Annotated in this window: 11 protein-coding genes; 5 read left to right on the plus strand and 6 right to left on the minus strand. The window is 34.7% G+C overall.

The features are described 5' to 3' along the window. Positions 1-11: 11 nt before the first annotated feature. The 4 genes from ACWA1B_RS21635 to ACWA1B_RS21650 all read left to right on the plus strand — a co-directional run bounded on the left by ACWA1B_RS21635 (position 12) and on the right by ACWA1B_RS21650 (position 6,383). Positions 12-3,257, plus strand: coding sequence for a SusC/RagA family TonB-linked outer membrane protein (locus tag ACWA1B_RS21635; RefSeq protein WP_456910541.1), 3,246 nt, complete (start codon positions 12-14; stop codon positions 3,255-3,257). A gap of 11 nt (positions 3,258-3,268) precedes the next feature. Beyond that, positions 3,269-4,717, plus strand: a complete 1,449-nt coding sequence (locus ACWA1B_RS21640) for a SusD/RagB family nutrient-binding outer membrane lipoprotein (RefSeq protein ID WP_456910543.1) — start codon at positions 3,269-3,271, stop codon at positions 4,715-4,717. An 86-nt stretch (positions 4,718-4,803) separates the two neighbouring features. Then, positions 4,804-5,538 (plus strand): 23S rRNA (guanosine(2251)-2'-O)-methyltransferase RlmB, encoded by a 735-nt coding sequence (gene rlmB / locus ACWA1B_RS21645; protein ID WP_456910545.1) that lies wholly within the window; start codon positions 4,804-4,806, stop codon positions 5,536-5,538. A gap of 44 nt (positions 5,539-5,582) precedes the next feature. Further along, positions 5,583-6,383 carry a DUF2490 domain-containing protein gene (locus tag ACWA1B_RS21650; RefSeq protein WP_456910547.1) on the plus strand — a complete coding sequence of 267 codons (801 nt, stop codon included), beginning with the start codon at positions 5,583-5,585 and terminating at the stop codon, positions 6,381-6,383. 3 nt (positions 6,384-6,386) lie between these two features. Here ACWA1B_RS21650 and ACWA1B_RS21655 read toward each other — a convergent pair whose 3' ends face one another. Both ACWA1B_RS21655 and ACWA1B_RS21660 read right to left on the minus strand, forming a co-directional pair. After that, positions 6,387-6,893: a hypothetical protein gene (locus ACWA1B_RS21655; protein ID WP_456910549.1), complete on the minus strand. Its 507-nt coding sequence runs from the start codon at positions 6,891-6,893 to the stop codon at positions 6,387-6,389. Between the two features lie 66 nt (positions 6,894-6,959). After that, the gene (locus ACWA1B_RS21660) at positions 6,960-7,724 is read right to left on the minus strand and encodes a rhomboid family intramembrane serine protease (RefSeq protein WP_456910551.1); all 765 of its coding nucleotides are present in this window, start codon (positions 7,722-7,724) and stop codon (positions 6,960-6,962) included. A 169-nt stretch (positions 7,725-7,893) separates the two neighbouring features. Here ACWA1B_RS21660 and ACWA1B_RS21665 point away from each other — a divergent pair, with 169 nt between their 5' ends. After that, positions 7,894-9,171: a replication-associated recombination protein A gene (locus ACWA1B_RS21665; RefSeq protein WP_456910553.1), complete on the plus strand. Its 1,278-nt coding sequence runs from the start codon at positions 7,894-7,896 to the stop codon at positions 9,169-9,171. A 15-nt stretch (positions 9,172-9,186) separates the two neighbouring features. Here ACWA1B_RS21665 and ACWA1B_RS21670 read toward each other — a convergent pair whose 3' ends face one another. From ACWA1B_RS21670 to ACWA1B_RS21685, 4 genes are all read right to left on the minus strand, one after another. Further along, complete coding sequence (locus tag ACWA1B_RS21670; protein ID WP_456910657.1) at positions 9,187-9,954, minus strand: hypothetical protein; 768 nt, start codon at positions 9,952-9,954, stop codon at positions 9,187-9,189. A 2-nt stretch (positions 9,955-9,956) separates the two neighbouring features. Next, positions 9,957-10,643, minus strand: coding sequence for a YjjG family noncanonical pyrimidine nucleotidase (locus ACWA1B_RS21675; protein WP_456910555.1), 687 nt, complete (start codon positions 10,641-10,643; stop codon positions 9,957-9,959). 3 nt (positions 10,644-10,646) lie between these two features. After that, positions 10,647-11,336: a RadC family protein gene (radC, locus tag ACWA1B_RS21680; protein WP_456910557.1), complete on the minus strand. Its 690-nt coding sequence runs from the start codon at positions 11,334-11,336 to the stop codon at positions 10,647-10,649. A gap of 165 nt (positions 11,337-11,501) precedes the next feature. Further along, entirely contained in the window at positions 11,502-12,857 is a 1,356-nt protein-coding gene (locus ACWA1B_RS21685) for a UDP-N-acetylmuramate--L-alanine ligase (protein ID WP_142452018.1), read from the minus strand. Positions 12,858-12,909 lie beyond the last annotated feature (52 nt).

Genomic DNA, 12,909 nt, shown 5'->3' on the forward strand with positions numbered 1-12,909 from the left:
AATATTTAAAAATGAAACTAAAGTTCAATGGATTCTTAGTGCTTTTATTAGTGCTAGTGGCGCAACTTACTTTTGCGCAAGAAAGAGCCGTTTCAGGGACAGTTTCTGACAATGCCGGAATGCCTTTACCAGGTGTGAGTGTATTAGTTAAAGGAACAAAAGCTGGAACGCAAACTGATTTTGATGGTAAATTTACTATCAAAGCAACATCAAGCCAAGTCTTGGTATTTAGCTACATTGGAATGAAAACCCAGGAAGTAGCAGCAAGTTCTACTTCATTAAACGTAAAATTAGCAGCAGCCGCTCAAGAACTTGAAGGAGTTGTAGTAACGACTGCTTTAGGTATTAAAAGAGAGAAAAAATCTCTTGGTTATTCTGCTCAAACAGTATCAGCTGAGCAAGTTGGAACTGTACCAACAGGAAACTTTACTAACAACTTATCTGGTAAAGTTGCTGGTCTTAGTGTAACTCAGGGTACTAACTTTGGAGGATCTACAAACGTGGTTCTTAGAGGTTTCAAATCACTTTTGGGTGACAACCAGGCTTTATTTGTAGTTGATGGTGTGCCAATTTTGAACAACAACGTAAACAGTAATGATCAAAAAAGTGGTAGAGGTGGTTACGATTACGGTAACGCTGCATCAGATATCAACCCAAACAACATTGCTGAGATCAACGTATTAAAAGGTGCTGCTGCAACTGCACTTTACGGATCTAGAGCACAAAATGGTGCAATCATCATTACAACTAAAAAAGGAAAATCTAGAACTGATTTATCAGTTGAGTTCTCTTCTTCTTACACTATGTCTACTGTAGACAAAACAACTTTCCCTAAATACCAAACTGAATATGGTCAAGGTTATTTCGGACAAAGATTCTCTACCTACAACGGACAACCAAGATCTAGATCTGGAGACGATGCTTCTTACGGACCAAAGTATGATGGCTCATTAGTATGGCAATATGATGCTTTTACTCCAGATTCTCCTAATTACGGAAAACAAACTCCATGGAAAGTTGCTAGCAATGGTCCAATCGAATTTTTTGATACAGGAACATCTACAATCAACAACATCTCGTTAAACGGAGGTACTGAAAAAGCTACTTACAGATTAACTTACGCAAATACAGACAGCAGAGACATTTTGCCAAATTCATTATTAAGCAAAAACAACTTTAACTTTGCCGGTACTTACAAATTCAACGACAAATTAAGTTCTACTTTCAATGCGACTTATGTTTCACAAAACACAAGAAACAGAAACTCAACTGGATACGGAGGAAACCAATTAGCTGGTTTCAGACAATGGTGGGCAACAAACGTTGACCTTAACGAGCAAAGAGATTTATATTTCGCACACCGCCAAAATTATACTTGGAACATCAAAAGTGCTGCAGATATTACTCCAGCATACTGGGATAACCCTTACTTCCAAAGATATGAAAACTACAACAACGATAGCAGACAAAGAGTTGCTGCTAACGCAAGTATTACTTACGACGTAAATAAAAACTTAAGCTTTACAGGTAGAGTTGGTACTGACGGCTTCAACTTAAAAACAGAAGACAGAATTGCTCCAGGTTCAACTCCAGCAACTCTTGGTTCTAACTCAAACCTTCAAAATCTTCCTGCTCAGCCATCAGGTTACGCATTAGATTTGTACAACTTCAGCGAGCAAAACTATGATTTCTTAGCTACGTATAAAAAAGACTTAAGCGAAGATTTAAATCTTAACGTTCTTCTTGGTACAAACTACAACGTACAAAGCAGATTCATTAACCAACAAATGACTTCAGGAGGTTTATACATCCCTGGATTATACACTATTTCTAACTCACTTTCTGCTCCTGCACTTCCTAGAATTGTAGACACAAGAAAAGAAGTATTGGGTTTATTCGCACAAGCGACTTTAGGATACAAAGGAACATACTACTTAGAAGGTTCTGTTAGAAGAGATGAGTCTTCTGCTCTTCCAGCTGATAACAATGCATACTGGTATTCTGCAATATCTGGAAGTGTTGTTTTCTCAAACTGGTTAAAAGATGTTGAGTTCATCAACTTTGGTAAATTCAGAGTTGCTTATGCTCAAGTAGGTTCTGATACAGATCCAAACCAATTAATGGATTCTTATACTGCTAGAACTCCATTTGGAACTCCAGTATATTCATTCAATACTACTGCTAAAAATGCAAACTTAAAACCACAACAATTAGACAACGTAGAGATTGGTTTGAATATGCAATTTGCACAAAATAGACTTGGATTTGATGTTGCTTGGTTCCAAAACAAAGCATTTGATCAAATTTTACCATTACCGGTATCAACATCAACCGGATCAGCTTTCAGCACTGTAAACGCTGGTACGTTGACAACAAAAGGTTTTGAGGTTACTCTTACTGGAACTCCAGTTAAAACAGACAACTTCTCTTGGGACATTAGTGTTAACTGGTCAAATCCTAATACTAAAGTTACAGAATTGGCTCCAGGTATTGAAAACATCAACATCAACTCTCTTCAAGGAGGTATTAGTATCAATGCTCCATTAAACCAAGATTATGGCCAAATTTGGGGAACAACTTACGTATTAGATGATGCCGGTAACAGAATTATTGGTGCTAACGGTGCATACGAAGTTTCTACAACTACTGACAACAAATTGGGAACTTACCAAGCAGATTGGATTGGTGGTATCAACAACAAATTCAACTACAAAAACCTTTCTTTCAGCTTCTTAATTGATATGAAAAAGGGAGGAAGCGTTTTCTCACTTGACCAATATTACGGATACGGAACAGGTATCTATGCTAACTCAGTTGGAAACAACGACTTAGGAAACCCTATCAGAAATACATTAGCAAACGGTGGTGGTGAAGTTTTACAAGGTGTAATGCTAAATCCTGCATACACACCTGGAGGATCTCAACCACAATATGTTACAAACACAACAAGATTAGACAGATCTCAGTCTAGCCAGGTTTTAGGTACTGACCCACCTGCTGCTGCATTTGTTTATGACGCTGGATTTGTAAAATTAAGAGAGGTTGTATTGACTTATAATCTTCCTTCAAGCATTTTAGGAAGTGCAATTAAAGGAGCTTCTTTTAGTGTAATAGGTAACAATCTTTGGATCATTGACAAAAGCTTGCCTTACTCAGATCCAGAAGCAGGATTGTCTTCAGGTAACACACAAGGTTACCAATCAGGACCTATGCCGACAACAAGAAATATTTCTTTTAATGTCAAAGTTAATTTTTAAAAAAAATGAAGATGAAAAAAATCATAGCAATATTAGCAATAGGCTTGTCAATGACGGCTTGTGTTAATGAAGATGCAAACACCGACCCAAATAGTGCCTATACCACTGTACCGGGATCATTGATCACTTACGCACAAAAAGAATTAAGCGACTATGTTAATACTCCAAGCGTAAACGAGAACAACTTTAGATTGACAATGCAATACTGGCAAGAAACAACGTATGTAAACGAAAGTAATTATGACTTTACAAACCGTAATGTTTCTAACCAAATTTACTCAGATAATTACGTTAACGTACTGAAAAATCTAAACAAAGCTAAAGAGATTATCAATGCTTATGCTCCAACTGCAAGTGAACTTGCTGACTGGCCAGTAAACAAAAAGAATCAATTAGCTATTATTGAAATCATGCAGGTGTACACGTACCAACTTTTAGTAGACACTTTTGGAAATATTCCTTACACTCAAGCTGCAGATCTTAATAAATATCCATTACCTGCATATGATGACGGAGCAACTATCTATCAAGATTTAATTACAAGAATCACTGCTGCAACAGCTAACTTGACAAATGTTGCTGAGGATCATGACTTCCCATCTTTCACTAAAGGTGACAAATATTACAATGGAGATATTCCTAGCTGGAGAATATTTGCTAACTCTTTAAAATTAAAATTAGCAATTGGAATTGCCGATTCTAACCCAAGTTTAGCACAAACAACAGCTAATGCCGCTATTGCAGCAGGAGTGATGACATCACCAGCTAATAATGGACATTTCCCATATTTACCAGATTCACCGAACTACAATCCTTTGTATGAAAACTTAGAAGCTAGTGGTAGAGAAGATTTCGTTGGTGGAAAAACTCTAGTTGATTACATGAATGCTTCTAACGATCCTAGAAGACCTGGTTACTTTACAACAAAAGGTGGTCAATACATTGGCCTTCCAATTGGTGAAGGTGGTGAATTTGCAGATTATTCTCATGCTGGAGATTATGCATATACTCCAGATACTCCAGGAAATATCTTAACCTATACAGAAGTTGCTTTCTACGTTGCTGAAGCAAATGCACGTTGGAATACAGCTGCAGCACCGGCGGCTTACAATGCAGCAGTTACTGCTTCAATCTTAGAATGGGGTGGTACAGCTGCTGAAGCTACTGCTTACCTTGCAACAAAACCATACGACCCAGTTAACTGGAAAAAATCAATTGGAGAGCAAGCTTGGGTAGCGATGTATAATCAAGCTTTGACTGGTTGGAATTTCTGGAGAAGGTTAGACTTCCCTGTATTATTAGCTCCTCCTACAGCAATCAACAATGCTGGTGGAAAAGTTCCTGTAAGAATGACTTACCCAGTTCTTGAGCAACAAACAAATAGCACAAACTGGAAAGCTGCTTCTACAGCAATCGGTGGAGATTTGTTAACAACAAAACTTTTCTGGGATAAATTCTAATTTTAGACCGAAAAACTTAATATCAAACCACTCTGTTCATTCAGAGTGGTTTTTTTTTATATAAACAATATACCTATATTTGCATCATGGAAAAAGAACATCAAATATTTGGAATTAGAGCCATTATAGAAGCAATTCAGGCAGGAAAAGAAGTTGACAAAGTATTTATACAAAAAGAAATTTCTGGAGAATTAATGAAAGATTTAATGAAAGTGATGAAACGCGCTAACATTAATTTCTCTTATGTACCGGTTGAAAAACTAAATCGCCTGACTCCAAATAATCACCAAGGTGCTGTCGCAACAATTTCACCTATTGGTTTTATTGAATTAGAGCATTTAGTTGAATCAACTATTGAATCTGGTTCAAAACCATTATTTTTAATTCTAGATCAAATTTCTGACGCAAGAAATTTTGGCGCAATTATCAGAACTGCAGAATGTACTGGAGTAAATGGTATCATTATTCAGAAAGCTGGTTCAGCGCCTGTAAATGGTGATACTGTAAAAACTTCAGCTGGAGCTGTTTTTAATGTTCCAATCTGTAAAGTTGAACATATTAAAGACGCCATTTTTTATCTTCAAGGTTCAGGAATCAAAACTGTTGCTGCAACTGAAAAAACAGATCAAAATATTTACGATGTAACGCTAAACGAGCCTGTAGCAATTATTATGGGTTCTGAAGACAGAGGAATCAATCCTTCGGTGCTTAAAATTGTAGACGAAAAAGCAAAACTGCCAATGTTTGGTTCAATAGGATCCCTAAATGTTTCTGTAGCTTGTGGTGCTTTTTTATACGAAGCTGTTCGCCAAAGAAATTAAAGAGCGATATTGAGGATTAAGTGGACTCATAAATAACCTAATGAATGTCTTCAAAAAATACTCATACCATATTTAAAAAAAACAGTTTAATACTTGTGATTTTTTTAATTACAAGTATTATTCATGGACAGAGCACAACATACAATCAATTCTGGAACGAGATTCAGCTAAATAGAACCATAAATAAAAAATGGTCTACAGAATTAGATATTGCCGCAACCTACAGTAGTACAGAATCTTCATCAAATATATTTGAGCAAAACATTCAAAGATCGCTTCGTGGCTGGGGTCATTATTATTTAACGCCAAGATGGAAACTATCAGGTTTCATTGCTTATTACAACAATAAAGATGTTCCGGAAATTGGTCAGTTTGAATCTCCCGAATGGAGATTTGCTTTACAGGGAATTTATTACTTTCATAAAACCGGCTATACTTTAAGTACTCGAATGAGAGTAGAGCTTAGACACATGAAAAATCAAGACGACGATTACGAAAATGTACTTCGTTATCGTCAACAAATTAAATACATAAAACCTATTAATAGTAAAATTCTAAGAGAAGGTGTCATTTATGTAATCGCCTCAGACGAACTTTATTTTAAATCAGGAACAAAAGTAACCGGAGAAAGCTTTTTTGACCGAAACAGATTTAATATTGGTGCAGGATATTTATTTACAGATGACATCCAACTCGAATTAACATATGCTAATGAATATCTTCCCAGAAATAACGGCAACCAAACAGTAAACGCAGCATCTATAGCAATAACATTCAATAATCTTTTTGAAAATCTAAATAAAAAATTATTGCATAAAAATGATTCGCCGCCAAGCGACGAGTAAATCTCACTTTTCTTCTTCTTTCAAAAAGCAAGCAAGTTGCCTTATAATAGCTCGTTTATGCAATTTAAAATTATAGTCTCTGACAAATTCAGTCCCTTCCATTTTAATTTCAGCAACTAAAGCTTCAAATTTAGAAAACGAATCGAGATCCTTATCATCAATTAAATACAAAACCTGCATTATTGAATCATTTTTAATATACTGCGTATCATAATGCGCCAACTTATATATTTTATTATCCGCCAAGTGCATAATTAAATCATCTTTAATTTTCTTCCCTTCTTTTTTTGATGGAAATGGAGTTGGCTGAAGTGCTATGAAATAATGTTCTTTATCGGTCAAGATATTAATTTTTAGCGATTTTGATGTAGTTGTGTAAAAAACTTCGGGATCAAAATAATACACCATTGATCCATCAGCTAATATTCTATTTTTAATATCGCATTGCGCCATTCCTTTATTATTTACTAAAAAGAACAAAACAAAAAACACAAATCCTATCTTCTTCATAACAAGTAAAATACATTAGAATATTTCACACAAAAATAACCTTTTAAAGTCAAATTAGAAATACCATTATTCTTTATTCTCTGATTCAGAATTTGTTACAACATAGTAAACAGAAACATTTGAACTAAAATAATTATTCCCTAAATCTGATTCTTCCACTGGAAATTCAGTATTTACAAAATTTCCATTTTCATCGAAATGTTTCATAAAAGGGTCATCCTCTGGATTAAAATCAGGTTTTTGCCAATCGTAAATTATAGGTTTTGCATATTCTGGCGTTCTATAAAACAATGAAAGTACAAAACCAGTAATGAAACCGGCCAAATGCCCTTCCCACGAAATGGTTTTATCTACATCTGGAAAAACATACCAAATCATTCCGCCATATAACAAAATAACAGAGAGCGAAAGTGCCACCAATCGATAGTATCCCGTTTGAATTCCCTTGAAAAAAATAAAACTCACCAAAACATAAATCAGCCCGCTTGCGCCAATATGATAATTTTCCCGACCAATAACCCATGTAATTAAACCAGAGAACAAAATTCCATAAGCAATAACCGGAATAGTTTGCTTTGGATAAAAAAATTGCAACGCAGCCAGCAAAACAAGCAGCGGAATCGAATTATTATACAGATGTTCTAAATTTTCATGAATAAAAGGACTGAACAAAACACCTTGCAAACCCGAAAAATCCCTTGGATAAATTCCGTTTTGATAAAAATCAAAATCGAAACGAATCTGAAACCAATAAACTATCCATAAAAAAAGGACAAAAAATAAAGGAAGCCCAATTACAGCTGTTGAAAATTTAAAATCTTTTTCATTCATATTTTAAGAAATCAATTCAGTTATTGGCATCAAAAAACTGTCCAAATCTAATTTACTGATAATTTGTCATATTATAAAACATGTCTCAGATTGTAACAATCTTCTCTGAATCATTTGTTTTAACTTTTAAGAGACAAAATCTAAAATTAAAAAATACTAATTTTACAAAATGGAAGCACCGTTAGCCGAGCGTATTCGCCCACAGAAATTAGAAGATTATATTAGTCAAAGTCATTTGGTTGGCCCGAATGGATCTTTGACACAACAAATTTCAAAAGGAATTATTCCCTCTTTAATTTTTTGGGGACCACCTGGCACAGGAAAAACTACTTTGGCACAAATTATTGCACAAGAATCAAAACGTCCATTTTATATATTAAGCGCTATCAATTCGGGTGTAAAAGATATTCGAGATGTTATTGATAAAGCAAAACAAAGCGGTGGTCTGTTTACTGCCAAAAATCCAATTTTATTTATTGATGAGATTCATCGTTTCAGCAAATCTCAGCAAGATTCGCTTTTGGCCGCTGTTGAAAAAGGTTGGATCACACTAGTTGGCGCAACAACAGAAAACCCAAGTTTTGAAGTTATTCCTGCATTATTGTCGCGTTGTCAGGTTTATATCTTAAATGCATTTACAAAAGAGGATCTGGAAGCCTTATTGCATCGCGCAATGAAAGTGGACAGTTATCTTGCTTCCAAAAAAATTATTTTAAAGGAAACAGAAGCTTTATTACGACTTTCTGGCGGTGATGGCAGAAAGTTGCTCAATATTTTTGAATTGGTTGTAAATGCTTCAGCTGGCGATGAAATCACAATAACAAATGATCGCGTTTTTGAACTCGTACAACAAAATACTGTTTTATATGACAAAACAGGCGAGCAGCATTATGATATTATTTCAGCATTTATAAAATCAATTCGAGGAAGTGATCCTAACGGAGCTGTATATTGGCTTGCCAGAATGATTGAAGGCGGTGAAGATGTAAAATTCATTGCCCGAAGAATGCTTATTTTATCCAGCGAAGATATTGGAAATGCAAACCCAACGGCATTTATTATGGCAAATAATACTTTTCAGGCCGTAACCACTATTGGTTATCCGGAAAGCCGAATTATTTTGAGCCAATGTGCCATTTATTTAGCAACTTCTCCTAAAAGCAATGCTTCGTATATGGCAATTGGAAACGCACAGCAATTAGTAAAACAAACTGGGGACTTGCCAGTTCCTATTCATTTACGAAATGCTCCTACGAAATTGATGAAAGAGTTAGGATATGGAGATGATTACAAATATTCGCATGATTATGCCAATAATTTTGCGGAACAAGAATTCCTGCCTGATGCCGTAAAAGAAACGGTTCTTTACAATCCCGGAAACAATTCTAGAGAGAACAGCAACCGCGAATTTTTAAAGAACCGTTGGAAAGATAAATATGGTTACTAAAACCATATTTTATATTTAGAATTTCACTGAAACTTTTTCAGAAACTAATTTATCATTTTGATAATATTCAAAAAACCATTGATTGTCTTTTGCATTCAGAGTGCCCTGAACTCCATCTTTAATAGCAATGAATGAATCTGGACGTGAAGTTTTCAATAATTTCATTACTACTTTTGGTGTTTTGTCGATCAACTGAAATCCATTTTCTGTTGGTTGTGCGTAAAGTAAATTTGGATCTGTGACATCAGCAACTGGAGTAGAAACAGGAGTTACAACAGGTTGAGAAGGTCTTGCAGTTGCTGCAATCGCAACCGGAGCTGCGGTAATCATACCTGCTTTTCCAGTAGGTGTAGCAGTTTTTCCGCTATATTTATAATGAAGACCATTAATTGAAACAAAAGCCATGTTCAAACTCTCTCTATACGCCACTTCGTAATCTTTTTCTTTGCTTTTCCCAATTTCTGAAGTATAAACCACTGTACCGTAGCAATCTTTCAACTCAACAAAAAGTTTAGTAACCAAAAAACCATTATCTTTTTTTACATCCATATATAAAAGCTGACAACGGTCGTTAAGTTCTGCTGGAAGTTCTTCGTTTGCATAAAAAGCCTGAAAACCAGCTTTAGTTAAATTTCCTTTGCTTATCGTTGACATTCTATATTGATTTTCAGATTTTAAAAAATCATATTTCAACGGTACAATAACCGCTTTGTAATCATTTACAGATTGTGCAAATCCGATAACTGAAATGAAAAATACAGTCAGCAAAAATTTAATTCTCATCATTATAAATATTTTTTAAGTTCTAATAAATGGTTTACTTGTTTTATATTTTGTGCAACATCAATTTTTTTCTCATTAAAGAAAATCGCATCAAGACCAGCATTTAAAGCTCCGTTTACATCGGCATCTAAACAATCACCAATCATGATACTATTTTCTTTTGAAGCCTGAGCTAAATTAACAGCATAATCAAAGATAATACTATTTGGTTTTTTTACACCAGCTAATTCTGAATTTGTAATAGTATTAAAATAATCGGAAAGTGATGCATTCTTGATTTTCTTGTCCTGAACTTTTGCAAAGCCATTGGTTATAATATGTAGTCTATATTTTGGTTTTAAATAGTCCAAAACTTCAACTGCTCCATCAAAAAGATGATTATTATCCGTCAAAAATTCGATATAATCAGTAGCAATCGCGTTGATATTTTCATCTGAAATTTCATAATTCAAAGCATCGAACGAAAGCTTTAATCTGTTATAACGCAGTTCAGTGTGTGTTATTTCATCGTTTTGATATAACTTCCAGCACGCCTGATTGATTGGAATATATTTTTCAATAAAATCCTCTGTTTTGATTTCTGGAAATTTACTTTTGAAAATACGATCAAAAGCCATTTCTGAATTTTTGTCAAAATCCCAAAGCGTGTGATCTAAATCAAAAAAGACATCTGTAATATTGGTGTTCATAAACTAAAAAATTCCTTCGTCTACAAAACTATAATATTTTGTTTCAGTAATAATCAAATGGTCCAAAACTTTAACATCTAAGCTTTCGCCCGCCAATTTAATGCGATTCGTAATGAGTTTGTCAGCCTCACTTGGTTGCGTATTTCCAGATGGATGATTGTGACACAAAATCAAGCTAGTAGCTCCATTTTCAAGGGCTAGTTTAAAAACCAGCCGAACATCTACAATAGTCCCCGTGATACCTCCTTTGCTCAGCTGTGATTTCGAAATTACTTTATTAGAATTATTCAGAAAAAGTACCCAAAATTCTTCATGAGCCAATTCTCCAATAATAGGAAGCATCAATTCAAAAACCAATTTGCTTGAAGTAATTTTTATTAATTCGACAGCATCTTCGGCTCGGCGACGACGACCAAGCTCCAATGCAGCAATAATTGTAATAGCTTTCGCCTCTCCTATTCCTTTAAAATTCATCAATTGAGAAATCGACATTTTTCCCAATGCATTTAAGTTATCGGCATTAGCCAAAATCCTTTTGCTCAATTCCACTGCCGATTCATTTCGGCTGCCTGAACCTATCAAAATTGCAATTAATTCAGCATCGCTCAAGGCATTTTTTCCTTTTAGCATTAATTTCTCGCGAGGTCTGTCATCCTCCGACCAATTGGGAATTGGGAAGTGGGATTTTTCCATGTAAATATATTTTAATGAAAAGCGAATATATTTAAAAAAGAAGAAAAATCTCTCAAAAAAAATAAAACAATTAGAAAATGTGTCAATTAGAAAATTTGATAATTTTAAAAAAAAAGTGCCAACTGCAATGCAATTGACACATTATCTAATTTTCTAATTGATTAATTACTCAATCAAACCTTTTACTTCGTCAAAATTTAAGCCGCCATAATTTCCGGAACTCATTAATAAAAGTGCCGAATTGTCTAAATTCAAATTGAATAAATATTCTTTGAATTCAGCAGGATTAGTATAAATAACAAGATCTTCACGATTAAATGCTTTTGCAATTTGCTCGTAAGTTACTTCTTCCAATTGCTTAATTTTTACGGCATCTGGCGAATAAAACACTACTGCAACATCAGCATACTCAAGTGCCCCTTCATATTCTTTTAAGAATTCAGCATTTAAACTGCTATACGTATGAAGTTCTAAACAAGCCACCAAAGTTCTGTTTGGGTATTGTTCTTTTACCGCTTTTGTAGTTGCTGCAACTTTACTTGGTGAATGCGCAAAGTCTTTATAGGCTACTTTTCCTTTACCTTCAGCAATTTTTTCTAAACGCTTAGATGCGCCTTTGAAACTTGCAATTGCTTCATAAAAATCAGCTTCATCAACGCCCATATTCTGGCAGATCCATTTGGCTCCGGCTAAATTGTTTAGGTTATGAGCACCAAAAACTTCAATTGGCATATCGCCTTCAGGAGTTTCTAACAAAGTTACACCGTCACTTACTGTATAATTTGGAGTTGAATAAGCCAGTTTTCGAATTGGATTTGTAGCTGCTTCAGCAACGCGTTTAACTTCTGGATCATTTTCATTGTAAACCAAAATTCCTCCATTTGTAATTTTTCCAATAAAAATTTCAAACTGCTCAACGTAATTTTCATATGTTGGAAACACATTAATATGATCCCATGCAATTCCAGAAATTAAAGCAATATTTGGCTGATACAAATGAAATTTCGGGCGTCTGTCAATTGGTGAAGATAAATATTCATCTCCTTCCAGAACCATAAAATCATTTTCTTCAGTTAAGTGAACCATTGTATCAAAACCTTCCAACTGTGCACCTACCATATAATCTACAGCAATATTATGGTAATGCATTACGTGCAAAATCATCGAAGTAATTGTAGTTTTTCCGTGCGAACCGCCAATTACAACTCGTGTTTTGTTTTTAGATTGTTCGTATAAAAATTCTGGATACGAGTAAATTTTCAATCCCAATTCCTGCGCTTTCAGCAATTCCGGATTATCTGCTTTTGCGTGCATTCCTAAAATGATTGCATCGATATCAGCAGTTATTTTTTCTGGAAACCAGCCTAATTCAGCGGGCAAAATTCCCTTTTTTTCTAATCTTGATTTTGATGGTTCAAAAATAGCATCGTCGCTTCCTGTAACCTGATATCCTTTGTTATGCAATGCTAATGCTAAATTGTGCATGGCACTTCCGCCTATCGCGATGAAATGTGTTTTCATTTAAAATTCCAATTTATTTAAATACTAAATTCCAATTTATTTTTCAGAATTC

The organism is Flavobacterium xizangense (assembly GCF_054075145.1).

Bases quoted from the DNA above. Each gene is read 5' to 3' on its own strand.
- ACWA1B_RS21635 (WP_456910541.1), top strand. From the start codon at position 12: ATGAAACTAAAGTTCAATGGATTCTTAGTGCTTTTATTAGTGCTAGTG.
- ACWA1B_RS21640 (WP_456910543.1), top strand. From the start codon at position 3,269: ATGAAAAAAATCATAGCAATATTAGCAATAGGCTTGTCAATGACGGCT.
- rlmB (WP_456910545.1), top strand. From the start codon at position 4,804: ATGGAAAAAGAACATCAAATATTTGGAATTAGAGCCATTATAGAAGCA.
- ACWA1B_RS21650 (WP_456910547.1), top strand. From the start codon at position 5,583: ATGTCTTCAAAAAATACTCATACCATATTTAAAAAAAACAGTTTAATA.
- ACWA1B_RS21655 (WP_456910549.1), bottom strand. From the start codon at position 6,893: ATGAAGAAGATAGGATTTGTGTTTTTTGTTTTGTTCTTTTTAGTAAAT.
- ACWA1B_RS21660 (WP_456910551.1), bottom strand. From the start codon at position 7,724: ATGAATGAAAAAGATTTTAAATTTTCAACAGCTGTAATTGGGCTTCCT.
- ACWA1B_RS21665 (WP_456910553.1), top strand. From the start codon at position 7,894: ATGGAAGCACCGTTAGCCGAGCGTATTCGCCCACAGAAATTAGAAGAT.
- ACWA1B_RS21670 (WP_456910657.1), bottom strand. From the start codon at position 9,954: ATGAGAATTAAATTTTTGCTGACTGTATTTTTCATTTCAGTTATCGGA.
- ACWA1B_RS21675 (WP_456910555.1), bottom strand. From the start codon at position 10,643: ATGAACACCAATATTACAGATGTCTTTTTTGATTTAGATCACACGCTT.
- radC (WP_456910557.1), bottom strand. From the start codon at position 11,336: ATGGAAAAATCCCACTTCCCAATTCCCAATTGGTCGGAGGATGACAGA.
- ACWA1B_RS21685 (WP_142452018.1), bottom strand. From the start codon at position 12,857: ATGAAAACACATTTCATCGCGATAGGCGGAAGTGCCATGCACAATTTA.